The sequence below is a fragment of the Methylobacterium guangdongense genome (assembly GCF_038442355.1).
GTDB classification, from domain to species: Bacteria; Pseudomonadota; Alphaproteobacteria; order Rhizobiales; family Beijerinckiaceae; genus Methylobacterium; species Methylobacterium guangdongense.
The window spans coordinates 76244-100202 of sequence record NZ_JBBXMX010000012.1; the positions used below are offsets into that span (position 1 = coordinate 76244).

Consider the following 23959-nt stretch of genomic DNA (forward strand, 5'->3'; position numbering starts at 1 on the left):
TTCACCTTGGCCTTCCCCGGCACAGGGGAGGGCACGGACCGTCGGTTTTCGCGATGCGGGCGGGCGCCGGGACGGCGCGACAGAGGGCTGCGAGGGACCAGCGGCGTGAACGAGAGATCCGGCCTGCAGACCACGCCATCGCCGGAGGCGCGCGCCGGGGCCGTTTCGCCGGGGCCCGTGCACGAGCGCTACGAGGCCCTCGTCACAACGGGGGCGATCGAGCGGGATCCGGCGCAGGCCCGCCTCGTCCGCGGTCTCGATCGGCTGATCCAGGATCTCCAGCGCCGCAAGCGCGCCAGCAAGACCAGCGCGTTGGGCTGGCTGTTCCGCCGGAAGGACGAGGCCGAAACGCCGCGCGGGCTCTACATCTGGGGCTCGGTCGGGCGCGGCAAGACGATGCTGATGGACCTGTTCCACGAGGCTGCGCCCGAGCCGAAGCGGCGCGTCCACTTCCACGGCTTCATGGCCGACGCGCACGAGCGGATCCACGCCTATCGCCAGGCGCTGAAAGCCGGCACCGTCAAGGGCGATGACCCGATCGGACCCGTGGCCGACCAGCTCGCCGACGAGGCGACCCTCCTGTGCTTCGACGAGTTCACGGTGACCGACATCGCCGACGCGATGATCCTGGGCCGGCTGTTCGGCCACCTGTTCCGGCGGGGCGTGACCGTCGTGGCGACCTCGAACGTCGAGCCGGATCGGCTCTACGAGGGCGGACTCAACCGGGCCCTGTTCCTGCCCTTCATCGAGACGCTGAAGGAGCGGGTCGAGGTGCTCCGCCTGGATTCCCGCACCGATTTCCGGCTGGAGAAGCTCGGCGGGGCGGCCGTGTATCACGTGCCGGCCGGGCCCGAAGCCCGCGCCGCCCTCGATGCCGCCTTCAGGGGGCTCACCGGCAAGGCGAAGGGCCGGCCGGCGACCGTGACGGTCCACGGGCGGGATGTCGAAATCCCCGAGGCGGCCGGCGGCGTGGCGCGCTTCGGCTTCGACGATCTCTGCCGGAAGCCGCTCGGCGCCTCCGACTACATGGCCCTGGCCCGCGCCTATCACACGATCCTCCTCGACGGGATCCCGGTGATGGCCGAGGCCGAGCGCAACGAGGCCAAGCGCTTCATCACGCTGATCGACACGCTCTACGATCGGCACGTGAAGCTCGTGGCCTCCGCGGAGGCCGAGGCGCAGGACCTCTACACCGCCCAGACCGGCCGGGAGGCCTTCGAGTTCGATCGGACTGTCTCCCGCCTGATCGAGATGCGCTCGCGGGAATACCTCGCGATGCCGCACGGCAAACCGGATTCGGAAGCGTCAGGGGCGAGCACGGGCTTGGTCGAGACATGAACGCGCGCCCTGGGATCGGATCGATCTTCCGCCTGCGGCGGCGCAACTGGCGCGCTGCCGGACCGTTGGGGCCGCTTTTGAGCTCGCCCGCCGCCTTCGCTCTGCTCATCATGGCCCTGGCGGCCGGCACGGCGAACTACCTGTCCGGCGAGTCCGACCGCGCGGCCACCGCCCGCGCCAACGCCGTCATCGCCGATGTCGAGCGCCTGATCTCCGAGGTGAAGGACCTGGAGACGTCCGAGCGCGGCTTCGTGCTGGTCGGCAGCGAGGAATACCTCGCGCCCTACACGGCCGCCCTGCCGAGGATCGAGGCCGAGCTGGCGAGCCTCGGTTCGGCCGCGCAGGAGCCGGTCCGCGCCGGCGGCGCCTCGCTCGCGGGCCTGATCGCGCAGAAGCGGGATTTCGCCACCCGGGTCATCGCGGCGCGCCGCGCGCAGGGCTTCGACGCGGCGACTGATCTCGTCCGGACGGGCGAGGGCAAGCGCCTGATGGACGCGATCCGCATGGAGGCCGCCGCCCGCCAGGACGTCGCCGCCGCCGACCTCGCCGCGCTTCAGGTTCGGACGCATCGGCGCGGCTTGATCCTGTTCCTGCTGTCCGGAATCTCGGCGCTCGGCGCCATTCTGCTGCTCGCCCGCCTCGCCCTCGTGCGGCGCCAGGAATCGCTGCGCATGTCGCGGCTCCTCGACGGCGTGCTGGCGAACGCCCCTGTCGGGCTGGGCTTCCTCGACCGCGACCTGCAGATCCGCCACATGAACCGCGCGCTCGCCACGATGAGCGAGCGCGGGTTCGGGGCCGATCTCGGGGCACCGATCTGGGCGATGCTGCCGACGCTCCGCGAGGAGCTGGCGCCAAAGCTGGCCGCGGCCCTCAAGGAGGGTCTGGTTTCGCCCAACGTGCCGGTGGCGGTCCCGACTCCCTCGGCGCCGGGCGGATTGCGCCAGTTCTCAATGAGCTTCTACCCGCTGCGCGGCACCGACGCCGGGTCGGGTACGGCCGAACAGGCCGTCGAGGGTGTCGGCCTCGTCGTGGTCGACGAGACGATCCGCCACTTGGCGGAGGCCCGGCTGCGCCGCAGCGAGGAGCGTTTCCGGTCGCTGATCGAGGCCACCGCGGCGATCGTCTGGACCGCGAATCCCGAGGGCAGCCTCCAGCGCCGGCAAACCACCTGGAGCCGGTTCACCGGGCAGGACGAGGCGGCCTATGCCGGCCTCGGCTTCCTCGACGCCGTCCATCCCGAGGACCGGGAGCACACCCGGATCGCCTGGTCGAAGGCGGTCGCAACCCTGCAGCCCTACGTCACGGAGCACCGGCTCCGCGCCGCCTCCGGCGCCTACCGGCACATGAGCGTCCGCGCCGTGCCGATCCTCGAATCCGACGGCACCCTGCGCGAGTGGGTAGGCACGCATACCGACATCACCGAGCGGAAGGAGGCGGAAGCCGCGATCGAGGCCGCCCGCGCGGCCGCCGAGGCGGCCAACACCGCCAAGAGCCAGTTCCTGGCCAACATGAGCCACGAGCTGCGCACGCCGCTCTCCGCGGTGATCGGTTATTCCGAGATGGTGCAGGAGGAGCTCGAAGACCTCGGCGAGGCCGCGCTGATCGCCGACATGAAGAAGATCGAGTCGAATGCCCGCCATCTTCTCGGCCTGATCAACGACGTCCTCGACATTTCGAAGATCGAAGCCGACCGGATCGAGATCTACGCCGAGGATTTCGAGGTCGCCGCCGTGGTGCGCGACGTCGCCACGACCGTGGAGGGTCTGATCGCCAAGAAGGGCAACAGCCTGGCGCTCGATCTGGCCGACGACCTCGGCACCGCCCATACCGACGTCACCAAGGTGCGTCAGTGCCTGATCAACCTGCTCAGCAACGCCGCGAAGTTCACCGAGAACGGCCGCATCACCCTGGCGGTCGCCCGCGCCGGCGACGCGCTGCGCTTCGATGTCGTCGATACCGGCATCGGCATGAATGCCGAGCAGGTCGGCAAGCTGTTCGAGCGCTTCACCCAGGCCGACGCCTCGACCACGCGGCGCTTCGGCGGCACCGGCCTGGGGCTGGCCATCACCCGGGCCTTCGCCGAGATGCTCGGCGGCGGGATCACGGTGGCGAGCCGGGAAGGGGAGGGCACGACCTTCACGCTCACCCTGCCGCTGCGCGTTGCGGGCGCGGACCTCGCGGTCCCCGAGAAAACCGGCGCGATCCTCCCCGACCGCAACGCCGTTCTGGTGATCGACGACGATGCCGCGACCCGCGACCTGCTCGCCCGGTTCCTGGAGCGCGAGGGGTTCTCGGTGACGGTCGCCGAGGATGGGCGGCGGGGCCTCGAGCTGGCCCGGAGCCTCCGGCCGCGGGCGGTGCTGCTCGACGTGACCATGCCGCAGATGGACGGGTGGGACGTGCTGCGGGCGCTGCGGGCCGACCCCGAGATCGGAGCGACGCCGATCGTGATGGTGACGATCCTCGACGAGCAGAACTTCGCCTTCTCGCTCGGCGCGACCGACTATCTCCAGAAGCCGATCGACTGGGGCAACCTGCGCCAGATCGTCGACCGGTTCCGGCCGGCGGGCGGCGAGGGCCCGATCCTGGTGGTGGAGGACGAGGCGGATGTTCGCGCGCATATCTGCGCCTACCTGCAGCGCGAGGGCTTTCCGATCTGCGAGGCCGAGAACGGTGCCCAGGCGCTGGATCGCGTGGCGGAGGCGCGGCCGGGGCTGATCCTCCTCGACCTGATGATGCCGGAGATGGACGGCTTCACCTTCCTGCGCCTGCTACGGGAGCGCCCGGATTGGCGCGACGTGCCGGTGGTGGTGCTCACCGCCAAGGACATCACCGCGGAGGATCGGCGACGTCTGGCCGGTCAGGCCGATCGGGTCCTCGCCAAGGGTAAGACCGGGCTCGGCGAACTCGTCCGCGAGTTGCGCGCGCTGCTGCCGGCGCACGCCGACGCGGCCTGATCGTTTCCCGCTCAGAGCCCGCGGAAGGCCAGCGCCAGCGCCCCGATGGCGATGCCCCAGAGCGCGAGGGTCGACCAGATCGCCCGCAGGCGCTCATCCCGGGCGAAGCCTTCCAGCCGGCGGGCATCGCCGGTGCCGGCCTCGTCCAGACGGACCAGAACGCGCTTCAGGCGCATCGCGAGATCGGGGATGTCGCCGACCACGTCGGAGACCACCCGCAGGGCCTCCAGGCCGCTCTGGGCCCGGCCCACCGGCCCCATGTTGCGGGCGATCCAGGCGCGCACCACCGGCTCGGCGGTGGTCCACATGTCGAGCCGCGGATCGAGGGAGCGGGCGACGCCCTCGACCACCACCATGGTCTTCTGCAGCATCACCAGTTCGGTGCGGGTGCTCATGTCGAACAGGGCGGTGATGTCGAACAGGAGCGTCAGCACCTTCGCCATCGAGATCTCGTCGGCCCGGCGCTGGTGGATCGGCTCGCCGATCGCCCGGATGGCCTGCGCGAAATCCTCCACGGAATGGTGGGCCGGCACGTAGCCCGCCTCGAAATGCACCTTCGCCACCCGGCGATAGTCGCGCAGGATGAAGCCGAGCAGGATCTCGGCGAGGAACCGGCGCTCGTTCGACCCGAGCCGGCCCATGATGCCGAAATCGACCGCCACCAGCCGGCCCTCGGCATCGACCAGCAGATTCCCCTGGTGCATGTCGGCGTGGAAGAACCCGTCGCGGATCGCCTGCCGGAGGAAGCTCTGGATCACGGTCCGGCCGATCGCCTGCGGGTCGTGGCCCGCGGCGACCAGTTCCGCGGCGCTGTGCAGGCGGGTCCCCTCGATCCACTCCGCTGACAAGACCTCGCGGGCGGTCAGCTCCCATTCGGGCTTGGGGACACGGAAATCGGGGTCGTTCTTGGTGTTCTCGGCGATCTCCGAGGCGGCGGCCGCCTCCAGGCGGAAATCCATCTCCATCAAGACGGAGCGGGCCAGGATCTCCACGACCTCGCGGGGCCGCAGCCGCTCCGCCTGCGGCGACAGGGCGTGGACCACCCGGGCCATGAAGCGCATGACCTCGAGGTCGCGCATGAAGCGCTCCCGCACCCCCGGCCGCATCACCTTGACGGCGAGCGCGCGCTGCGTGCCGTCGGCATCCTGCACGACCGCCTTGTGGACCTGCGCGATCGAGGCGGCGGCGATCGGCTCGCTGAACGAGACGAACAGCGCGCTCACGGGCTTGCCCAGCGCAGCCTCGACCGTGCGCAGCGCGACCTCCTGCGGGAAGGGCGGGACCCGGTCCTGCAGCTTCTCCAGGTCGAAGGCCGCCCGCATGCCGACGATGTCGGGCCGCGTCGCCAGGAACTGGCCGAACTTCACGTAGGAGGGGCCGAGGCGGGTCATCGCCGCCGACAATCCGACTGCGCCGTCGCTGCGGCCGGGCTTCTCCAGCAGGCGTCCGATCCGCAGGGCGAGCCGCAGGTGCGGCGGCATGTCCGACGGGTCGGCGAAGGCCAGCGCCCCTTCGCGCGCCAGCACGAAGCCGACCTTGGCGCCGCGAAGAAGGTTGATGGCGGCGCTGATCATGGCCGCAATCTCCCTCCCCCCTCTGCGGGGGAGGGGAGCGCGCGCGTTGGAAGCAAGTTCAAGAGACCTTCCAGCCCGAATGGATCGCCACGATGCCGCCCGTGAGCGGCCGGTCGGTGACGTGGCGGAAGCCGGCGCGCTCGATCATGCCGGCGAAGGCCCCGCGCGTCGGAAACTTCCGGATCGATTCGACGAGATAACGGTACGAATCCGCATCGCCGGCAACCCGGGCGCCGATCCGGGGGATCACGTTGAACGAGTAGGCATCGTAGAACCGGTCGAGGAGCGGGATGTCGACGGCCGAGAATTCGAGGCACAGGAAGCGCCCCCCCGGCTTCAGCACCCGCCGCGCCTCGGCAAGCGCCACCTCGATCCGCGGCACGTTCCGGATGCCGAAGGCGATCGTGTAGGCGTCGAAGGCGGCATCCGGCAGCGGCAGGGTCTCGGCATTGCCGGTGACGAAGGCGATTCGGTCGCCGGCCTCATCGAGCTTGCGCTCCCGCGCCCGCTCGGCGCCGACGCGCAGCATCGATTCGTTGATGTCGAGCACGGTCACGCGGGTGCGCGGACCGCCCGCGGCCAGCACCCGGAACGCCACGTCGCCGGTGCCGCCCGCCACGTCGAGATGCGCGAAGGCGCGCGTCTGCGGCGGCCGCAGCATCGAGACGAGCTGCGCCTTCCAGGCCCGGTGCAGGCCGGCCGACATCAGGTCGTTCATGATGTCGTAGCGGCGGGCCACCGAGTGGAACACGCTATCGACGCGTCCCTGCTTCTCGTCGAGCGCGACGCGCTCGAAGCCGAAATCCGCGCTCGCGCGCTCGGACGCCCCGTCTTCGACCTTCATGACGCTCCCGCTTCTCGATCGGCGCGTCTTAGCGAAGCGCGCGGTACTCCGCCATGCGTCGAAACACACGGGTGCCGGTGATCCCCCGGCACCTGTCTCAGGACGGTCAGCCCACGCGGGCGCGCAGGGCATCGGCCACGGCCGAAGCCATGGCGCGGGTGCCCATCGGGTTCGTACCCGTGCCGGCGATGTCGGCGGTGCGCGCGCCCCCGGCCAGGGCATCCGTGATGGCCCCGTCCAGCGCGTCGGCCGCGTCGCCCAGGCCGAAGGAGTAGCGCAGGCACATGGTCAGCGAGCCGATCATGGCGATCGGGTTGGCCTTGTCCTGGCCGGCGATATCCGGCGCCGAGCCGTGGCACGGCTCGTAGAGCGCCCGGCGCAGGCCGCTCTCATCGACCGCGCCGAGCGAGGCCGAGGGCAGCATGCCGAGCGATCCGGTGAGCATCGCGGCGAGGTCCGACAGCACGTCGCCGAACAGGTTGTCGGTCACCAGCACGTCGAACTGCTTGGGCCGGCGCACGAGCTGCATGGCGCAGTTGTCGGCGAGGATGTGCTCGAGCTGGATGTCGGCGTAATGCTCGGCATGAAGCTTGGTGACGACCTCCTTCCAGAGCACGCCGGACTTCATCACGTTGTGCTTCTCGGCGGAGGCGACCCGGCCCGAACGCTTGCCCGCGAGGTCGAAGGCGACCCGGGCGATCCGCTCGATCTCGCCGGTCGTGTAGACCTGGGTGTCGACCGCACGCTTGGATCCGTCCGGGAGCGTGGTGATCTCCTTGGGCTCGCCGAAATAGACGCCGCCCGTCAGTTCCCGGACGATCATGATGTCGAGGCCCTCGACAAGCTCGCGCTTCAGGGCCGAGGCCTCGGCCAGCGCCGGGTAGCAGATCGCCGGGCGCAGGTTGGCGAAGAGGTCGAGATCCTTGCGCAGGCGCAGAAGCCCGGCCTCGGGCCGGTTCTCGTAAGGAACGCCCGCCCATTTCGGACCGCCGACGGCGCCGAGCAGGATCGCGTCCGCGGCCTTGGCCCGCTCCAGGGTCGCGTCGGCGAGGGGAACGCCGTGCGCGTCGAGGGCGCAGCCGCCGACGAGGTCGGTCTCGGTCTCGAAGGTCGCGAGGCCGGTCTCCTTGAGGGCATCCAGCACGACCTGCAGGCCGCCCGCCACCTCCGGGCCGATCCCGTCGCCGGGGAGGAGCAGGAGCTTGTAGCTGGCCATCATGGTCTCGCGGGTTAAGTCTCGACGGTGAGGCGGCTTTATCGAGGCGGGACCGCCATTGGCAAGGCGCAGAGTCGGCCGAAGCGGCGGCCGCTCTTGTGTTTCGGACGGCCGGGCGCTACGTCTCCGACCCATCGCGCGGATGCTGCCCATGCCGTCCGCGCCCGACCCGGGAGAGACGAGCCTTGGCCAGAGCCGGCTCAGCGACCGAGACCGCCAAGGCCGCCGTTCCGGCGCCGCGGTCGCGTGCGCGCCGCGCCGGGCTTCGCCTTCCGCTTCTGCTTACCCGCCCCTGAGGGCCGTCCGGGCGCGCGCCTGGGCCTTCAGGGGATTGTTCGACATTCGCGAACCCGCCCGCCTGGGCATCACGCCGCGCCGCGCCACACGCCGGGCGGCCCGCGACAGGGTAAGACCATGACCACAACCAGCACCACCGCCCGCGACCGCATCCTGATCTTCGACACCACCCTGCGCGACGGCGAGCAATGCCCCGGCGCCACCATGACGTTCGACGAGAAGCTGGCGGTGGCCGAACTCCTCGACACGATGGGCGTCGACATCATCGAGGCCGGCTTCCCGATCGCCTCGGTCGGTGATTTCGAGGCCGTGGCAGAGATCGCGAAGCGCACCAAGCGCGCCACCATCGCGGGCCTCGCCCGGGCGATCCCCGCCGACATCGCCCGGGCCGGCGAGGCCGTCCGGCACGCCAAGCGCGCGCGGATCCACACCTTCGTGTCGACCTCGCCGATCCACCTCGCGCACCAGATGCGCAAGAGCCAGGACGAGGTGGTCGAGATCATCCTCAAGACCGTGGCCCAGGCGCGCGACCTCGTGGAGGACGTGGAGTGGTCGGCCATGGACGCGACCCGCACGCCGATCGACTACCTGTGCCGCTGCGTCGAGGCGGCCATCAAGGCCGGCGCCACCACGATCAACCTGCCCGATACGGTGGGCTACGCCACGCCCTCCGAGTACCGCGACATGTTCGCGAATGTCCGCGAGCGGGTACCGAACGCCGACAAGGCGGTGTTCTCGGTCCATTGCCACAACGACCTGGGGCTGGCGATCGCCAACTCGCTCGCTGGCATCGAGGGCGGCGCCCGGCAGGTCGAGTGCACGATCAACGGTATCGGCGAGCGGGCGGGCAACGCGGCGCTGGAAGAGATCGTGATGGCTTTGCGCACCCGCGCCGACGTGCTGCCCTACGAGACCGGCGTCGAATCGACCATGCTGACCCGCGCCTCGAAGCTCGTGAGCCACGCCACGAACTTCCCGGTGCAGTTCAACAAGGCGATCGTCGGCCGCAACGCCTTCGCGCATGAGAGCGGCATCCACCAGGACGGCATGCTCAAGAACGCCGAGACCTACGAGATCATGACCCCGGCCTCGGTCGGGCTGACCAAGACCTCCCTGGTGATGGGCAAGCATTCCGGCCGGGCGGCCTTCCGCTCCAAGTTGGAGGATCTCGGCCTGCACCTGTCGGACAACCAGTTCCAGGACGCGTTCGAGCGGTTCAAGGCGCTCGCCGACCGCAAGAAGCACGTCTACGACGAGGACATCGCGGCGCTGGTCGACGAGAACCTCGCCACGGCGCACGACCGGATCCGGCTGGTCTCCCTGTCGGTGATCGCCGGCACCCGGGGCCCGCAGCGCGCGACCCTGCGCATCGCCGACGAGACCGGCACGCGGATCGAGGAGGCGGACGGCAACGGGCCCGTGGATGCGGTGTTCAACGCGATCTCGGCCCTGGTGCCGCATCAGGCGCAGCTGGAGCTCTACCAGGTCCACGCGGTGACCGGCGGCACGGATGCCCAGGCCGAGGTCTCCGTGCGCCTGCGGGACGGGGACCGCAGCGTCACGGCCCGCGGTGCCGACCCGGATACGCTGGTCGCCTCCGCGAAGGCGTATCTCTCGGCCTTGAACAAACTCGCGGCCCATGCGGTGCGCGTGCATGCACAGCATGCGGCGGCGGAATGAGAAAAAACGCGGGCCGGGGGTGGACAGTCCCCGGCCACGTTGGTATCAGCCCGCCACCCCAGCGGACTTGGTGGCCGCCGGGGCGGATCGCAGATGCGATCGGGCGCATAGCTCAGTTGGTAGAGCAGCTGACTCTTAATCAGCGGGTCCTAGGTTCGAACCCTAGTGCGCCCACCATCCTTTCAGTATCAGACAGCGTTCATGAGATCCGGCAAAGCAAAGCCGGACTTCGGCCTGTGTCACGCTCAACGTTGATGCCGCCTGCCTAGGCCGCGGCCCGCAGTTCCCCGGCCTCAGGGTCGGAACGCGAATCGTGAGGAGCCCGCCATCGTCGCGCTTCGGATCTCGATCCTGCTCTGCTGTTCGACGGCCCTCGGTGCCTGCGTGGGAACGTCTCCGACTGCGCCACCGTCGGCGGTTCTTGCCCCCGTCGCGATCTCGAACGGCGCCCTGCCGCGCAACGCCGAGCCCGGCCAGCTCCTCAGACCCGGCCTCGGCGCCGGCGGCGGTATCGATCCGACCGCCCAGCTCGACGCCTCCGTCCGCGATCGGGCCGGCTGGGCGCCGATCGGCGGTGAACCGGTCGGTCGCTCGGCGATCGCGCGGACCCGGACTGTGGGGCGCGCGGGCTCTGATGACGGGTCCGGCCCGAACGGCATGGCCAGTACGCCGCCCGGCGGTGACGGAACTCGGCGGGGCGCCGCACCGCCGGCCCGGGGACAGGACGCCGCCATGGACCGCCTCGAACGCGAGGGGCAGCGGACCGCCAAGCCGATCTGTGCGAACTGCTGAGCCCGATGAGGCGCACCCGGCGCAGTCAGGTTGGGCGCGCCGTGTGGATCGCGCGACTGGCCTGGGCCACTCCGCCGTCGTGTGCCGGAGCACTTCGATCCTGAAAGCTTGAGCTTACATCGGAGACACGCCGCGACGCTGACCGCGGACCCGATGGAGACCAGCGATGACCCTCACCACCCGCATCACCGTCGCCGCCGCTGCCGCCGCCGCGACCTTCGCCGTCCTGGCCGGCACCTACGCCGAAATGCTGGACCGCGCCCTGCCGCTGCATTTCGTCTGACCCCGGACGACGCATTCCGCATCAGGCGCAAACCCTGAGGCGCCGCCAGCCAACCGCGGCGCGCTCGACGCGCGGGGGGCCGATGATGATCCGGATGCCGCACCGGGTCTCGGATCACGCCCTGCCTGTCGCGGGCGGCTTCGACGCTCCGATCGCCGAGTCAGCCCCGGCTCCGCATCCGCAACTCCGATGACCGTCGGTCCGGACGACGACGCGCCCGTCAAACCGAGCCGGGCGGCGAACTGGTGTCGACGTGTCGGAGCGGGGCCCGCTACGGCTTCTGATTGCCCGGCGCGGATTGATCCGTCTGCGGCTCCAATTTCTGGGTGTCGGCCTTCGTCGGCGTGTTGTTCTGGGCCTGCTTGTCGTCGCAGGCCGCTAGGCCGAGGACCAGAAGGCCGAGGCAGGCAATCCGTTTGATGGTCGGCATGGATCCTCCCGTATTGCGACTCCCGACCGTCGAGCAATCGCCCGACGGCGTCCCTTACGCATCGCGATGATCAGTCCCGCTCCGGCGACCGCCGGGCGGGACATCGTCTCACCGGCGATTCCCGTCTCTCGGCGGCCCGTGGGACCGGGCTTCGATCCGGATCCGGCGTCGTTGGGGCCCGTGCTGTTGGTCGTCCCGGAACGGCTCATCGATCCCGTCGACGGCCCGCTGCCCTTCGCGCCCGGGCTCGATCCCGAGCCGGCATCATTCGGGCCGGTGCTGTTGGCCGTGCCGGAGCGGCTGGTTGCACCACCACTCTCGGCGGCCCAGGCAGGCGTAGCGGCGGCGATCAGGCCGGCGAGCGCCAGCGTCATAAGCTTCATGGCGTGTCTCCCTCAGGGGCCGGTCGCCGTTTCGTGAGCGGACCCGGTCCTCTGGGGAACCCTGCGACACCACGGCTGTTCCTGGGCCCGTCATCGGGTGGTCCCGTCACGACGCTCGGTCGGTCTCACCCGTCATTCCCGGCGCTGCCGCGGATGCCTCTTCGTCGGGCATGGTGTAGCCGCGCTCCCAGATGCGACGCTCATCGGAACCCGGCGCATAGGGGTTGGCGGTGACCGGATCGCCGCGGTCGCGTGCGTGCCGGCCCTCGTCGCTGACGGCGGTGGGTGAACGCGCCAGGATGGTCACGCGGCGTTCCTCGTGCTCGGCGCGATCAACGGACGATCGGACCCGGCGCGGCCTGCGACTGTGCGCGCGCACCGGTGACCCGCCAGACGGTGCCGCCGACATCGTCGGCGATGAGAAGGGCACCGTGGCTGTCGACTGCGAGGCCCACCGGCCGTCCGCGGGCCTCCCGCGCGTCGGTGACGAAGCCGGTGACCACGTCCTGGGCCTTGCCGGCCGGCTTGCCGCCCTCGAACGGGACGTAGATCACCTTGTAGCCGTTGAGCGGGTCCCGGTCCCAGCTGCCGTGCTCGCCCACGAAAGCGCCGCCCTGATAGGTCTGCGGCAGGGCGGACCCGGTGTAGAAGGTCATCCCGAGGGGCGCGACGTGCGAGCTCAGCGAGTAATCCGGCATGATCGCGGAGGCGACCAGCTCCGGCCGCTGCGGCATCACCCGCGGATCGACGTGCTGGCCCCAGTAGCTGTACGGCCAGCCGTAGAAGCCGCCGTCCTTCACCGAGGTCATATAGTCGGGTACCAGATCGGGTCCGAGTTCGTCGCGTTCGTTCACGACGCACCAGAGCGTCTTGGTCTGCGGCTCGAAGGTCAGGCCGTTCGGGTTGCGCAGGCCGGTGGCGTAGAGCCGGTGCGCGCCGGTCGCCCGGTCGATCTCCCAGATCGCCGCCCGGTCCTTCTCCTCGTCGATTCCGTTCTCGGTGATGTTGCTGTTCGATCCGACGCCCGCATAGAGCTTGGTCCCGTCCGGGCTGGCGGTCAGGCTTTTGGTCCAGTGGTGATTGATGTGGCCGGCCGGCAGTTCGGTGAGCTTGATTCCGGGCTCCGTGATCGTCGTCTCGCCGGTCTTGTAGGGGTAGCGCATCACCGCGTCGGTCTCGGCCACGTAGAGGTCGTTGCCGACCAGGGCCATGCCGAACGGTGAGTTCTGCTTGTCGAGGAGGATGGAGCGCTGCTCCGGCACGCCGTCGCCATCGGCATCCCGCAGCAGGGTGATCCGCTGGCCGGGGGTCTCGGCGGAGTGGGACTTCCGCTCCAGCCAGCCCATGATGATCTCCTTGGGCCGGTTGACCGGCGGGTTCGGGCCGCCGCTCTCCGCCACGAGGATGTCGCCGTTCGGCAGCACGAGGATCGAGCGCGGATTCTTCAGGCCGGTGGCCAGGGCCTTGATCGCCAGCCCCGAGGCGACCTGCGGGGTCTCCCCGTCCTTCCAGCCGACGGCCTTCGACACGTGCATCGGCGGAAGGAGATACTGGTGCGGCTCGGGCAGCGGCGGATTCGCCCCGACCTGGGTCTGCGGATCGATCGGATCCGGCCCGCAGGCACAGAGCGGCAGCAGGATCGCGGCGGCGATCATCGGACGGCCGTTGATCATACCCTGTCTCATGCCCGCTCTCCCGCCTGCACGCCCACGCCGTATCGATGCACGAGGCCAGCCCCCAACCATCCGGTGAGCCCCAGGATCAACACAACGACGGCCGACAGGATCAGCCCGGTCGGAACCACCGACGTGTAGGCGTCGCGGCTGTGCACGAAGACGTTGATGATGCTGAGGGCCAGAGTCACCGCGTTGCCGGCCGCATGGATCCAAGCCGTCCGGATGCGCCGGATCCGCCGGTCGCCGAAGAAATCGATCATTCCGGCCAAAGCCGCCAAGGCCGCCCCGATCAGCCCGACGCTGAGGAGCCAAACAGAGAAGTTCGCCCACTGCATGTTGGCGGTGAACCAGTAGGCGATATCGGTCACCAGCGTACCGACGAAGCACACGACCGGGATCGGAACCAGCATCGCGTGGATCGGATGCCCGGCGACCTGGGCGGTCGATTGCGGATTGAGCTGACTCAAGCGCGCGTCCTTCGTGACGGGGGAACTCATGCGGCGCCTGGATTACCGCGCGTCCGCATGAATGTTCCCGGGCGCTCCAGCCGGGTTTCAGGCAACCTCTCGCCGGAGCGGGGCGCCGGGCTGTCATGATGCGGCACCCGCGGCGTTGCGGCTTCCCGATCGCTGCTGCTGGGATCCCGGTGAAGCCCGTCGGCGGCCGAACCGGCACCTCCAGGCTCAACCTCCCGTGTAGCCCCGCGCGGCCGCCGCCTCCCTGAGGCGCGCGAAGGCGGTCGCGTAGCGCTCCCGGAGAAAGGTCGCGGACGGTGGGATCCGCGTGGGGACGAGGTTGTCCTCGGTGTCCGACATCTTCACCAGGATCGCCGGGAGATCATCGGCCGCGATCAAGGTCGTGATGCGCTCCGAGTAGGCGACCCGCGTCGTCGGCTTCGTGAGAAGCGTCACGGTCCGGACGATCGCAGGCCCAAAGCCGGCCGCACGCAGGTCCGATGCCGTACAAGGGGTGTCCTCCAGCACATCGTGCAGCAGCGCGGACTGCATGACTTGCATCGGGTCGACATCCAGATCGTCGACCAGCCGGGCGTGGCCGGCCCGGGCGAGGGCGGCGTTGGCGACGCGCTCCAGGTGCCGCATGCAGGGCTCCCCGCCCTTGTCGAGTTGGCCCGCATGCGCGGTCAGAGCGAAGGTATGGGCATCGAAGATCGTCGACACGGGTCTCCCCTCCGCAGACCGCCGGCGACACGAATGTGCCAGTCGTTCCAGAGCGGGAAATCGCCGCCGCGGCACCACGTTCCCGCGCGGAGAGGGCCGCACGCACAAGTCGGCTTGGCCAGCGGCGTACCACGTTTCAGGGATGCCGAATTTTCGCGATCCGTCAGAACGTTATCTTTGGCATCTCTATTGCCGAAACGCTCGAGCAACGCCATTTCTTGTCTCGGAAGCGGACAAGCGATGGATCGCAGTCCAGGATTGAGCCAATGGCGTCCGTTACTCTTGCGAAGCCGCTCGATGTTGGTGGACCGATCAGCCGCCGGGCGGCGGCGCTCGCCAACGTGAAATGGTTCCGGGCCCTGGCGTGGCGAGTCCTGCGGGAGGGTGGTCCGCAGGCGACTCTCCGCGCGGCCAACGCACGGGCCGCAGCCCGCATCATCCTGCGTCAGGCCCGGCGGGACGCCCTGGTGGCGCGCATGGCGCGCGAAGCGCTCGACGAGCAGATCTGAGCCGGCTGTGTGCCGCAGGACAGGCGCGGCAGTCACCCCCGCCTGCGGTGCAGACGGGGGCGCGCGCAGTGTATCTCCGCTACGAGATCAGCGCTTGAACTTGCCGTCGTACTTGAACTCGGGCGCCGCCTTCAGCTGATCCTTGGTGGCGCCGATGATCGCCTTCCACTTCTTCGCGTTGGCGTCGTAGCCAAGGGCGATGGAGGACGGCGAAACCGCCACGTAGTGCTCGCCCATGCCCAGGAAGCCGCCGACCGAGACGATGTAGCCGGTGAGCTTGTCGTGATCGATCACGAGATCCTTGATCTCCCCGACGGTGTTGTTCTGCGCGTCGGTGATGTTGAGCCCGATCAGGTTGTAGCTCAGCACCGCGTCCTGCGGGACGGACTCGAACTTCGGAGCGACGGTCGGGGGCGCCGCATTGGCGGCGAAGGCCGGGCCGGCCAGGGCTGCGGCGGCGAGGGTGGCGAGGACGAGGCGGCGCATCTGAGTCTCCAAGTGCCCGAAATGGGTCGCTGGTAAGCCCCGGCCCCTGGTATCGTTCCGCCTGCACGCGGAAATGTTAATCGCTGGAACATGGAACGATTCGCAGCCGTCGCGCCGGCGCCGATCCGGCGAGCGTCGTGACGCGCATCGGGTCCAACCGTACTGGCCCCCCGCCGGGACAGATCGATCATCCGGCGCGGCATCGTCTCTGGCTGCGCCTGCCGCGCGGTGTCACCGGACCGCCCTGGTATCAGGGGGAGGGACGCGTGGCGGGGCAGGCGGTTCAGACGACGTCGGTGTGGCAGCGCCCTGCGGGCGCATGGATCGACGGCCTCATCGGCGTCGCCATCTTCAGCGCGTCGCTCGTGGCGACGCGGCTCGCGCTGACCGGCATGGATGCCCTGTTCCTCAGTGCCGCGCGGGCTGCGCTCGCCGGGATCGCCGGCGCCGCAGCCCTGGCGGCCTTCCGGGAGAAACGGCCGCGCGCGAAAGACATCTCGGCGCTGCTCATAGTGGCGGCCGGCGTGGTGGTGGGCTTCCCCCTGCTCACGGCGCTCGCCCTGCGGACGGTCAGCGCGGCCCACGGCACCGTCTTCGTCGGCCTGCTGCCGCTCGCCACCGCGCTGTTCGGGGCCCTACGCTCCGGCGAACGGCCGTCCCCCGTGTTCTGGCTGCTGTCGATCTGCGGCGCCCTCGTCACGGTCGGCTTCGCCGCTCGCGGGCTCGAGACGCCGCTCGGGGCCGGGGACGCCCTGATGTTCGCCGCAATCCTGGTCTGCGGCCTCGGCTATGCCGAGGGGGGCGTCCTCGCGCGACGGCTCGGCGGCTGGCAGGTAATCGCCTGGGCGACCGTCCTGTCGCTGCCGGTGAGCCTGCCGCTGGCGCTGGTTCTGAGACCGGCGGCGTTCTCGGCGATCCCGCTGACGGCCTGGGCGGGGCTGGCCTACGTGGCCCTGTTCAGCATGCTGATCGGCTTCGTGTTCTGGTACCGGGCGCTCGCCCGGGGCGGGATCGCGGCGATCGGGCAGCTCCAGCTGCTGCAGCCGTTCCTGGGGCTCGGCGTCGCCGCCCTCGTGCTGGGCGAACGGATCGAGCCCGCGATGATCGCCGCGGCGGTCGCGGTCGCGCTCTGCGTGGCCCTGGCGCGCCGGTTCGCCTGATGCGGGCTTTGCCTCAACCCGTCTTGGCCACGACCTCGATGTCCCGGTCGAGCCCGCTCTCGACCTTGAATTCGCGGGTGTAGACCTGCCCGTCGTGGCGGGCGATCAGCACGTAGTCGCCCTCCGCGAGCGTGACCTGCGGGAAGGCGCCGATCGCCTCGCGGATCGTGTCGCCGCCGGGCGTCAGCACCGAGAAGGCCGTGCCCGCGAAGGCCTCCGCCCCCGGCGCGGAAACGAGCTTGAGGGTCACGGTCGCGGCACGGTGGTTGAGGGTCGCCTCGGTCACCTTGCCGTTCTCGACCCGGAGATCGGCCCGCTGGATCGCGTTGGACTCCCCGTAGATCGACACGACGTGATAGGTGCCTTCCGGCAGCCGCAGCAGCTCGCCGGTCTTGATGCCGGAGCGCACGAGCCGGCCCTCCGAATTGGTTCCGACCGGCACGAAGACCGAGAATGTCACTTGGCCCGGGGGAATCTTCTGGTCGCCGACGGCACCGGCGAGCTTCAGGGCGCCGGCCGCGACGCGCAACGTCTCGGTGATCGGCTGGCCCGCCATGACGATGCGCTTCGCGGCGCTGGCGAAGCCGTAGGTCACGGTCGCCGTGTAGGTGCCGGGCGGCAGGACGAAGCGCGGCTCGGCCTCGGTCGACCGCGCGACGATCGAAGGCCGCACGCCGTCGCCCGCTTCCTCGTAGATCCGCCATGCGAGGCCCTGCCGCAGCGATGTCCCCGGTCCCGACAACAGCGCCGACAGGGACAGCGGCGCCTCCGGCTCGGCCGAGGGGAGGGCGGGCGGCAGGTCCGGCGTCGTGATCGACGGCGAGGGCAGGGGGCCACCGAGCCGGTTCTGGAGGGGGTCCTGCTGGGCTCGGGCAGGCACGAGCGCGGATCCCGTGACGAGAATCGCCAACGCCGTCGCGGCCAGCCTCCTGCACATCGATCGGACCCCTTGCCTCTGTCCGGTGGTTCGCCCCGCCTCTGCATCCGGACCATGGCGGCGGCAAGGCCGTACTGTGCCGGCCGCTCTTCCCCGGGCGGCCGGCGCATGCCACATCCCGTTCGCATCGCGAACCCGGGACGGAGCGCATGACCGCCACCCTCGATCTCCTGAAGAGCCGCCGCTCGGTGCCGCCGCCGCTGCTGGACGAGCCCGGTCCGGACAAGGCGCAGCTCGAGACGATCCTGACGGCGGCCTCCCGCGTGCCCGATCACGGCAAGCTCGCGCCCTGGCGCTTCATCGTGATTGCCGGCGCGGCGCGGGACCGGGTCGGCGAAACGATCGCGGCGACCTTCGCGGCCGACAATCCGGACGCCACCCCCGAGCGCCTCGCGCAGGAGCGCGGGCGGCTTGCGCACGCCCCCGTCGCGGTGGCGGTGGTGTCGCGGGCGGGACCGCACGTGAAGATCCCGGAATGGGAGCAGGTGCTCTCCGTCGGCGCCGCCACCATGAACCTCGTGATCGCCGCCAACGCGGCCGGGTTTGCGACGTCCTGGCTGACGGAGTGGTTCGCCTACGACCGGCGTGTGCTGGACGCGCTGGGCCTGGCACCGTCCGAGAAGCTCGCGGGCTTCGTCCATATCGGCCGGGCCCGAGAGGTGCCTTCCGATCGGCCGCGCCCGGCGCTCGATACGATCGTCACCTATCTCTGAACGGCCCGCGGGGGTCCATCCGGCGCTTACGGGTGCTTCGATGACACAATCAGTTGCGGAATAGACGCCGATCGGGCGCCCTTCGCGAGCGCTCATGCGTTAAGGAACCGTCTGTGTCGCTACCGGAGATTGTGCCGGCGGCGCCCTGGAGGTCACCGGTGCATTACGATCTCGAAATTCCGCGCGAAGCGCGCACGCTCCCGCATAACCCGCTCAAGGCGATCGTCGCGCCCCGGCCGATCGGCTGGATCAGTTCCATGAGCCGCGACGGCAAGCTCAACCTCGCGCCCTACTCGTTCTTCAACGCCGTGGCCGACAACATGGTCGCGTTCTCCTCCTCGGGCCGGAAGGACGCCATGACGTTCGCCGAGGAGGGGCGCGAATTCGTGTGCAGCCTCGCCACCTGGGACCTGCGCGACGGGATGAACGATTCCTCGGCGCCGCTGCCGCGCGGCGAGAGCGAGTTCGCCTTCGCCAACCTCGCGACCGCCCCCTCGCAGAAGGTGCGCCCACCGCGGGTCGCGGCCTCGCCGGCCGCCCTCGAATGCCGCTGGCTGCAGACCGTGCCGCTGGTCCCGCTCGAAGGCGGGGAGGCCGAGAACTTCCTCATCATCGGCCAAGTGGTCTCGATCTATGTCGACGCGGCCTTCGTGAAGGATGGCATGGTGGATACCGGGGCCATGCACCCGATCATGCGCGGCGGTTACTTCGATTACTTCCATGCGACCGAGGAAACCCGGTTCCAGATGCGCCGGCCGAAGGGCGCGGGCGAGTTCTCTTCGTCCTGAAAACGGACCCGGTCCAGCGCGTGCGATTGAGGACTTGTTTACCATAGGGAGCGCAGATTCCCGGGGTCTCCAGCCCCCGTGCGCGCCCGGATGTTCCTGTTCACCACGCCGTCCAGCCCCCCGGAGAGCCCGCCGCCCGCGGCACGGGTGATGCCGGGCTCGGCCGCCTCCGGACCGGTGGTCCAGGCGATCCGCGACGGGGCCATGGCGAGCGGCGTCGGGTTCGATTACCTGCTCGCCACGGCACGGCGTGAATCCGCCCTCGATCCCGCCGCCAAGGCCGGGACCTCGTCGGCCACGGGGCTGTTCCAGTTCATCGAGCAGACGTGGCTCGGCGTGATGAAGAATGCCGGGCCGCGGCTCGGGCTTCAGGCCGAGGCCGACGCCATCACCCGGCAGGCGGATGGCAGCTACGCGGTGGCGGATGCCGGGCAGCGGCAGGCGATCCTCGATCTGCGCCGGGACCCGAAGGTCTCGGCGACGCTCGCCGGCGCCCTGACGCAGCAGAACGCGGAGGCGCTCGCGGGGGCACTCGGCCGCGATCCGACCCCGGGCGACCTCTACGTGGCCCACGTCCTCGGCGCCAAGGGCGCGGCCGCGCTGATCGCCACGGCGCGCGCCTTCCCGGCCCGGGCCGCCGCCCTCGACCTGCCGGAGGCCGCCGCGGCCAACCGCGCCCTGTTCTACGACCGCACCGGCCGCCCGCGCAGCGCGGCCGAACTCTACGCCAGCCTCGCAGCGGCCGCCCAGGGCGCCGCCGCCACCGATCTCACCGGCCTGCGCCAGGATGAAACGGGCGCGCCGCAGGCGGTCTCGGCTTACACGAGCACCGCGACGGCCTTCGGCGGCACCAGCGACCTGCGCAGCCTGTTCCAGACGGATCCGCGCGTGGCCGCCACGGATGCCGCCGCGCGGAACCTGCAGGCGCGCGTCCAGGCGCAGCAGCCCGCGCACGCCGCGCCGACCTATTTCCCGCGGACCGGCTCCGATCCGTTCACGGGCGCACCCGATCCGGATCCGGCGGTGACCAGCGCGCTCGCTGCGCCCGTGGCCACGCCGCCCGGCAACGCGCTTGCCAACCCACCCTTGCCGCCGCGCCGCCCGGCCGAACTCGCCGCGGCGAATTCCACGGCCGGCGTCAGGAACAGCCTGTTCGCACCCCGGAGGGGTCCATGATCATCCGCGAGTTCCTGACCCGGACGCAGACCGCCTCCGCGTCCCGGCGCGCCGAGGCCGCCACCGTGCTGGCGCGGGCCTACCTCTACGGCAATCTCGCCCCGGACGAGGCCTGGGAAGCCAAGACCGCGCTGCTCACCCTCCTGGACGATCCCTCGCCGGTCGTGCGCCGGGCCCTGGCGGAAACCTGCGCGGCGTCGGCGCGGACGCCGCGGCCCCTGGTGGTCGCGCTCTCCTGCGACGTGCCGCAGGTGGCGCGTCTGGTCCTGGCGCGCTCGCCGGTGCTCACCGATGCCGACCTCGTAGACGCGGCCGCCCTCGGCGACGAGGCGACGCGCGCCGTGATCGCGGGCCGGCACCACCTGTCCCACACGGTGTCCGGGGCGCTGGCCGAGATCGGCGAGGTCGAGACCCTGATCGCGCTCGTTCGCAACCCGACCGCCAAGATCACCGCGGGCCGGATGCTGCGCATGATCGAGCGTCGGGGCGAGGAGGCCGATCTGCGCGAGGCCCTGCTCGGCCGCGCCGACCTGCCCCCGGAGGTGCGGCACGCGATCGGCCTCGCCGTGGCGCAGGCGCTCTCGTCGTTCGTGATCGATCGCGGCTGGCTCGGCAACGAGCGCTGCGACCGGCTGCGCCGGGAAGTCGGTGAGCGCGTGGCCCTCGAAGTCTGCGAAGGCTCGGGGGCCGCCGGAATCGCCCGGCTCATCACGCATCTGCGCACGAGCCATCAGCTGACCGCGGGCTTGATCCTGCGCGCCGTCCTGTCGGGGCGGACCGATTTCGCCCTCGCGGCCCTGGCCGATCTGTCCGGCCAGGATCATGCCGGCGTCGCCCGCGCCATGCGCGATCCACGGGCCTTCGCCGACCTTCACCATCGGGCCGGGCTGCCCGACGCGCTGCTGCCGGCGATGCAGGCCGCACTCTGGGCCTGGCAGGACGTCGCCCGGCGCGCGACCCCCGTCCGCGGCACCGGCCTGTCGCAGCGGATCATCGCCTGCGCCATCGACGCCTGCAGCACCCTGCCGGGGGCCGAGATGCAGCCGGTCCTGGTGCTGCTCAACCGCTACGAGGCCGAGGCCGCCCGCGACGAGGCCCGGGAGGCCGCCCGCGCCATCGCGGCGGCTGCGGTCGCGCGCGAGACCGCGCGCCGGGAGGCCGAGGCCCTGGACGCCACGTGGCGCGCCGCCCTGGATGATCAGCGCCGGACCGCCTTCTCGTCCGAGGCCACGCCGATCGTCGTCGCGGAAAGCGTGGTCGGGACCGCGACCGCCGGAGCATCCGAGTCGATCAACCCGGTGGGCGCGATCCTTGATGCGCTGCCGGAGCAGATCCTGGCGTGGTACCGGACCGAGGCGCCGGCATCCGACCCGGCAGCGGAAGCCGCCACGGAAGCCGTGCTCAACGGCCTCGGGGACAGCCTGCTGGATCAGTTCCGCGCCAGCCGCGGCGTCGTGGCACCCAGCGCTGGAACGGGCGAGGCTGACAAGGCGGACAAGATCGCCGCCTGAGGTCCAAAGGACATCGGGCTTTGAACCACTCTCCGGCCGGAAGGCGCTGACTACTCGGCCGCCTTGGCCGTCGCGACATCCGTCCCATCCCCGAGGCCGTAGCGCGCGATGCTGTCCTCTAGGCGCAGCGCCGCGTTGATCAGCGCCATGTGCGAGAATCCCTGGGGCGTGTTCCCGCGCTGCTCGCCGGTTTCCGGGTCGATCTCCTCGGCGAACAGCCCGACATCGTTGCCCCGGGCGATCAGCCGCTCGAAGGCCGCCTTGGCGTCGGACGTGCGCCCGTCGAGGGCGAGGCAGCCGACCCGCCAGAACGCGCAGGCCGTGAAGGTGCCCTCGTCGCCGACGAGGCCGTCCTCCATGCGGTAGCGGTAGATCAGGTCGCCGACGCCGAGTTCCCGCTCCACCGCGGCGAGCGTCGCGCGGGTGCGCGGATCCCGCGGCTCCAGGGCACCGAACAAGGCGACGCGGAGGACGGCCGCATCGAGGTGATGCGAATCGTAGGCGCCGACATACGCCTGTTTCTCCGCGCTCCAGCCGCGCTCGAGATACTCCGCCCGCACCTCCGCGGCGATGCGCTCCCACACGGCGATCTTCGCCTCAGGGACGCCCTCGATGTTCCGGGCGATCCGGGCCGCATCGGTCAGCGCCACCCAGATCATCGCCTTGGTGTGGATCTGATGGCGCGGACCCGTCCGCAGTTCCCAGATGCCGTTGTCCGGATCGTGCCGGTGGCGGATCGCCCGCGCCGTCAGGTTGTCGAGCACCTCCGGCAGGCGGTCGTTGACCTTCTCGGGCGGGTCGTAATCGACCGCCTCCAGGAAGACGCACAGGGCGCGCAGCAACTCGCCGTAGATGTCGTGCTGGTCCTGCCCCTCGGCCAGATTGCCGATCACCACCGGGCCCACGCCGTTCCAGCCGGAGAGATGGTCGAGTTCCTCCTCCGGCGGCATGCCGTCCGCCATGCCGTACATCAGGCGCGTCTCGCGGCCGTAGGTGCCGTCCCGCTCGCGCAGGAAGCGCAGGAATTCGGAGGCCTCGCGCACGTAGCCCAGCATCACGAAGGCCGTCACCGTGAAGGAGGCGTCGCGCATCCACGTGAAGCGGTAATCGTAGTTGCGGTTGCCCGGGACCGCCTCGGGCAGCCCCGCGGTCGCGGCGGCCAGGATACCGCCGGAGGGCGAATAGGTCAGGAGCTTCAGACAGAGGGCCGAACGCATCACCACGTCGCGGTAGGCCCCGTCATACGTGCTGCGGGCGCACCAGCGGTGCCAGTACTCTTCCGTGGTCTTGAGGCGGCGCTGAGCCCCCGCGAAATCGTCGATCGAGGCGTCCTGCTGGTCCTCACCGTGGGTGAGGACCAAATAGGCGGTCTCGCCAGCCGACAGGGTGAAGCGGATCTCGGCGCGATCATCGATCAAGGCCGGCTGCGGGTGCGCGTTGACCCGCAGGCGCCAGTCGCCCGCCTCGAACAGCACGGACGCCCCATCGACACTGGGGATGCAGGGTCGGCGTGCGTAATCGAAGGTCGGGCGCACCCGGAAAGTCCCGCTGACGCTGCCCGCGTCGCAGGTCAGCATGCGGATCAGCCGGCTCTCGCCCTCGCCGTCCGGCCCTTCCTCGGGCTCGGGGCTCGGGGGATTCACCGGCATCACGTCGACCAGGCGCGCCCGCCCCGTCCGCGTCGTGAAGGTGGTCTCCAGGATGTTGGTGTCGGGCAGGTAGCGCCGGGCCGTCCCATCGAGGTTATCGAACGCCACGCTGCAGGCACCGCCCTTCTCGTCGTCGAGAAGTTTGACGAAGAGGGCCGGCGAATCGTGGCGCGGCCAGCACAGCCAGTCGATCGAGCCGTCGCGGGCGATCAGCGCACAGGAATGAGTGTCGCCGATGAGGGCGTAGTCGCTGATGGGCTTCGACACGGAGGCTTCCGAATAGCGGCCGCGCCCGTCACGCTGGGCGCGCTGATCCGGGGACTTAGCCGGGGTGCACCGCGTTGGGAGTCCGGCTCGACGATTCGCCGCAGTGCGGAAAAGC

21 protein-coding genes and 1 tRNA gene are annotated in these 23959 nt (G+C 70.5%); 11 read left to right on the forward strand and 11 right to left on the reverse strand.

Annotated features, from left to right (window positions below):
• The first annotated feature begins 105 nt into the window (after positions 1 to 105).
• Together zapE and AAHG09_RS21085 are read left to right on the forward strand one after the other, a co-directional pair.
• Positions 106 to 1338 carry a cell division protein ZapE gene (gene zapE, locus AAHG09_RS21080; protein WP_342109453.1) on the forward strand — a complete coding sequence of 411 codons (1233 nt, stop codon included), beginning with the start codon at positions 106 to 108 and terminating at the stop codon, positions 1336 to 1338.
• Positions 1335 to 4295 (forward strand): response regulator, encoded by a 2961-nt coding sequence (locus AAHG09_RS21085; protein WP_342109454.1) that lies wholly within the window; start codon positions 1335 to 1337, stop codon positions 4293 to 4295. Before zapE ends, AAHG09_RS21085 begins: the two co-directional genes overlap by 4 nt.
• 11 nt (positions 4296 to 4306) lie before the next feature.
• Here the strand turns inward: AAHG09_RS21085 and ubiB are convergent, their stop codons facing one another.
• From ubiB to leuB, 3 genes are all read right to left on the reverse strand, one after another.
• Entirely contained in the window at positions 4307 to 5869 is a 1563-nt protein-coding gene (gene ubiB / locus AAHG09_RS21090) for a 2-polyprenylphenol 6-hydroxylase (RefSeq protein WP_342109455.1), read from the reverse strand.
• A 58-nt stretch (positions 5870 to 5927) separates the two neighbouring features.
• The gene (ubiE, locus tag AAHG09_RS21095) at positions 5928 to 6713 is read right to left on the reverse strand and encodes a bifunctional demethylmenaquinone methyltransferase/2-methoxy-6-polyprenyl-1,4-benzoquinol methylase UbiE (RefSeq protein WP_342109456.1); all 786 of its coding nucleotides are present in this window, start codon (positions 6711 to 6713) and stop codon (positions 5928 to 5930) included.
• Between the two features lie 106 nt (positions 6714 to 6819).
• Positions 6820 to 7929: a 3-isopropylmalate dehydrogenase gene (leuB, locus tag AAHG09_RS21100; protein ID WP_342109533.1), complete on the reverse strand. Its 1110-nt coding sequence runs from the start codon at positions 7927 to 7929 to the stop codon at positions 6820 to 6822.
• Positions 7930 to 8343: 414 nt separating this feature from the next.
• On the opposite strand from leuB, the gene AAHG09_RS21105 reads away from it, so the two are divergent.
• From AAHG09_RS21105 to AAHG09_RS21115, 3 genes are all read left to right on the forward strand, one after another.
• Positions 8344 to 9906: a 2-isopropylmalate synthase gene (locus AAHG09_RS21105; RefSeq protein ID WP_342109457.1), complete on the forward strand. Its 1563-nt coding sequence runs from the start codon at positions 8344 to 8346 to the stop codon at positions 9904 to 9906.
• A 101-nt stretch (positions 9907 to 10007) separates the two neighbouring features.
• A tRNA-Lys gene (locus tag AAHG09_RS21110) sits at positions 10008 to 10083 on the forward strand.
• Positions 10084 to 10290: 207 nt separating this feature from the next.
• Positions 10291 to 10698, forward strand: coding sequence for a hypothetical protein (locus tag AAHG09_RS21115; protein WP_342109458.1), 408 nt, complete (start codon positions 10291 to 10293; stop codon positions 10696 to 10698).
• Between the two features lie 554 nt (positions 10699 to 11252).
• Here AAHG09_RS21115 and AAHG09_RS21120 read toward each other — a convergent pair.
• From AAHG09_RS21120 to AAHG09_RS21140, 5 genes are all read right to left on the reverse strand, one after another.
• Positions 11253 to 11411, reverse strand: a complete 159-nt coding sequence (locus tag AAHG09_RS21120) for a hypothetical protein (RefSeq protein ID WP_342109459.1) — start codon at positions 11409 to 11411, stop codon at positions 11253 to 11255.
• A 489-nt stretch (positions 11412 to 11900) separates the two neighbouring features.
• On the reverse strand, positions 11901 to 12101 hold the full coding sequence (locus AAHG09_RS21125; RefSeq protein WP_342109461.1) for a hypothetical protein: 201 nt from the start codon (positions 12099 to 12101) through the stop codon (positions 11901 to 11903).
• Positions 12102 to 12126: 25 nt separating this feature from the next.
• Entirely contained in the window at positions 12127 to 13449 is a 1323-nt protein-coding gene (locus tag AAHG09_RS21130) for a sorbosone dehydrogenase family protein (RefSeq protein ID WP_342109534.1), read from the reverse strand.
• A gap of 26 nt (positions 13450 to 13475) precedes the next feature.
• Positions 13476 to 13967: a DUF2231 domain-containing protein gene (locus tag AAHG09_RS21135; RefSeq protein ID WP_412760067.1), complete on the reverse strand. Its 492-nt coding sequence runs from the start codon at positions 13965 to 13967 to the stop codon at positions 13476 to 13478.
• Between the two features lie 186 nt (positions 13968 to 14153).
• Positions 14154 to 14648 carry a phosphohydrolase gene (locus tag AAHG09_RS21140; protein ID WP_342109463.1) on the reverse strand — a complete coding sequence of 165 codons (495 nt, stop codon included), beginning with the start codon at positions 14646 to 14648 and terminating at the stop codon, positions 14154 to 14156.
• A 266-nt stretch (positions 14649 to 14914) separates the two neighbouring features.
• Between AAHG09_RS21140 and AAHG09_RS21145 the strand changes: the two genes are divergently transcribed.
• Positions 14915 to 15157: a hypothetical protein gene (locus AAHG09_RS21145; RefSeq protein ID WP_342109464.1), complete on the forward strand. Its 243-nt coding sequence runs from the start codon at positions 14915 to 14917 to the stop codon at positions 15155 to 15157.
• Positions 15158 to 15244: 87 nt separating this feature from the next.
• On the opposite strand, the gene AAHG09_RS21150 is transcribed toward AAHG09_RS21145, so the two are convergent.
• Positions 15245 to 15643 (reverse strand): PRC-barrel domain-containing protein, encoded by a 399-nt coding sequence (locus AAHG09_RS21150; protein ID WP_342109465.1) that lies wholly within the window; start codon positions 15641 to 15643, stop codon positions 15245 to 15247.
• A 266-nt stretch (positions 15644 to 15909) separates the two neighbouring features.
• Here AAHG09_RS21150 and AAHG09_RS21155 point away from each other — a divergent pair, with 266 nt between their 5' ends.
• A complete protein-coding gene (locus tag AAHG09_RS21155; protein WP_342109466.1) occupies positions 15910 to 16803 on the forward strand; it encodes a DMT family transporter in 894 nt (297 codons plus the stop codon).
• 13 nt (positions 16804 to 16816) lie between these two features.
• Here AAHG09_RS21155 and AAHG09_RS21160 read toward each other — a convergent pair whose 3' ends face one another.
• Positions 16817 to 17740 (reverse strand): hypothetical protein, encoded by a 924-nt coding sequence (locus tag AAHG09_RS21160; protein WP_342109467.1) that lies wholly within the window; start codon positions 17738 to 17740, stop codon positions 16817 to 16819.
• 149 nt (positions 17741 to 17889) lie between these two features.
• Between AAHG09_RS21160 and AAHG09_RS21165 the strand changes: the two genes are divergently transcribed.
• The 4 genes from AAHG09_RS21165 (at position 17890) to AAHG09_RS21180 (ending at position 21928) form a co-directional block, all read left to right on the forward strand.
• The gene (locus AAHG09_RS21165; RefSeq protein ID WP_342109468.1) at positions 17890 to 18453 is read left to right on the forward strand and encodes a nitroreductase family protein; all 564 of its coding nucleotides are present in this window, start codon (positions 17890 to 17892) and stop codon (positions 18451 to 18453) included.
• A gap of 158 nt (positions 18454 to 18611) precedes the next feature.
• Positions 18612 to 19241, forward strand: a complete 630-nt coding sequence (locus tag AAHG09_RS21170; RefSeq protein WP_342109469.1) for a flavin reductase family protein — start codon at positions 18612 to 18614, stop codon at positions 19239 to 19241.
• Between the two features lie 90 nt (positions 19242 to 19331).
• Positions 19332 to 20417 carry a lytic transglycosylase domain-containing protein gene (locus AAHG09_RS21175; RefSeq protein ID WP_342109535.1) on the forward strand — a complete coding sequence of 362 codons (1086 nt, stop codon included), beginning with the start codon at positions 19332 to 19334 and terminating at the stop codon, positions 20415 to 20417.
• Positions 20414 to 21928 carry a DUF2336 domain-containing protein gene (locus AAHG09_RS21180; protein ID WP_342109470.1) on the forward strand — a complete coding sequence of 505 codons (1515 nt, stop codon included), beginning with the start codon at positions 20414 to 20416 and terminating at the stop codon, positions 21926 to 21928. Before AAHG09_RS21175 ends, AAHG09_RS21180 begins: the two co-directional genes overlap by 4 nt.
• Before the next feature lie 50 nt (positions 21929 to 21978).
• On the opposite strand, the gene AAHG09_RS21185 is transcribed toward AAHG09_RS21180, so the two are convergent.
• The gene (locus AAHG09_RS21185) at positions 21979 to 23844 is read right to left on the reverse strand and encodes a glycoside hydrolase family 15 protein (RefSeq protein WP_342109471.1); all 1866 of its coding nucleotides are present in this window, start codon (positions 23842 to 23844) and stop codon (positions 21979 to 21981) included.
• Positions 23845 to 23959 lie beyond the last annotated feature (115 nt).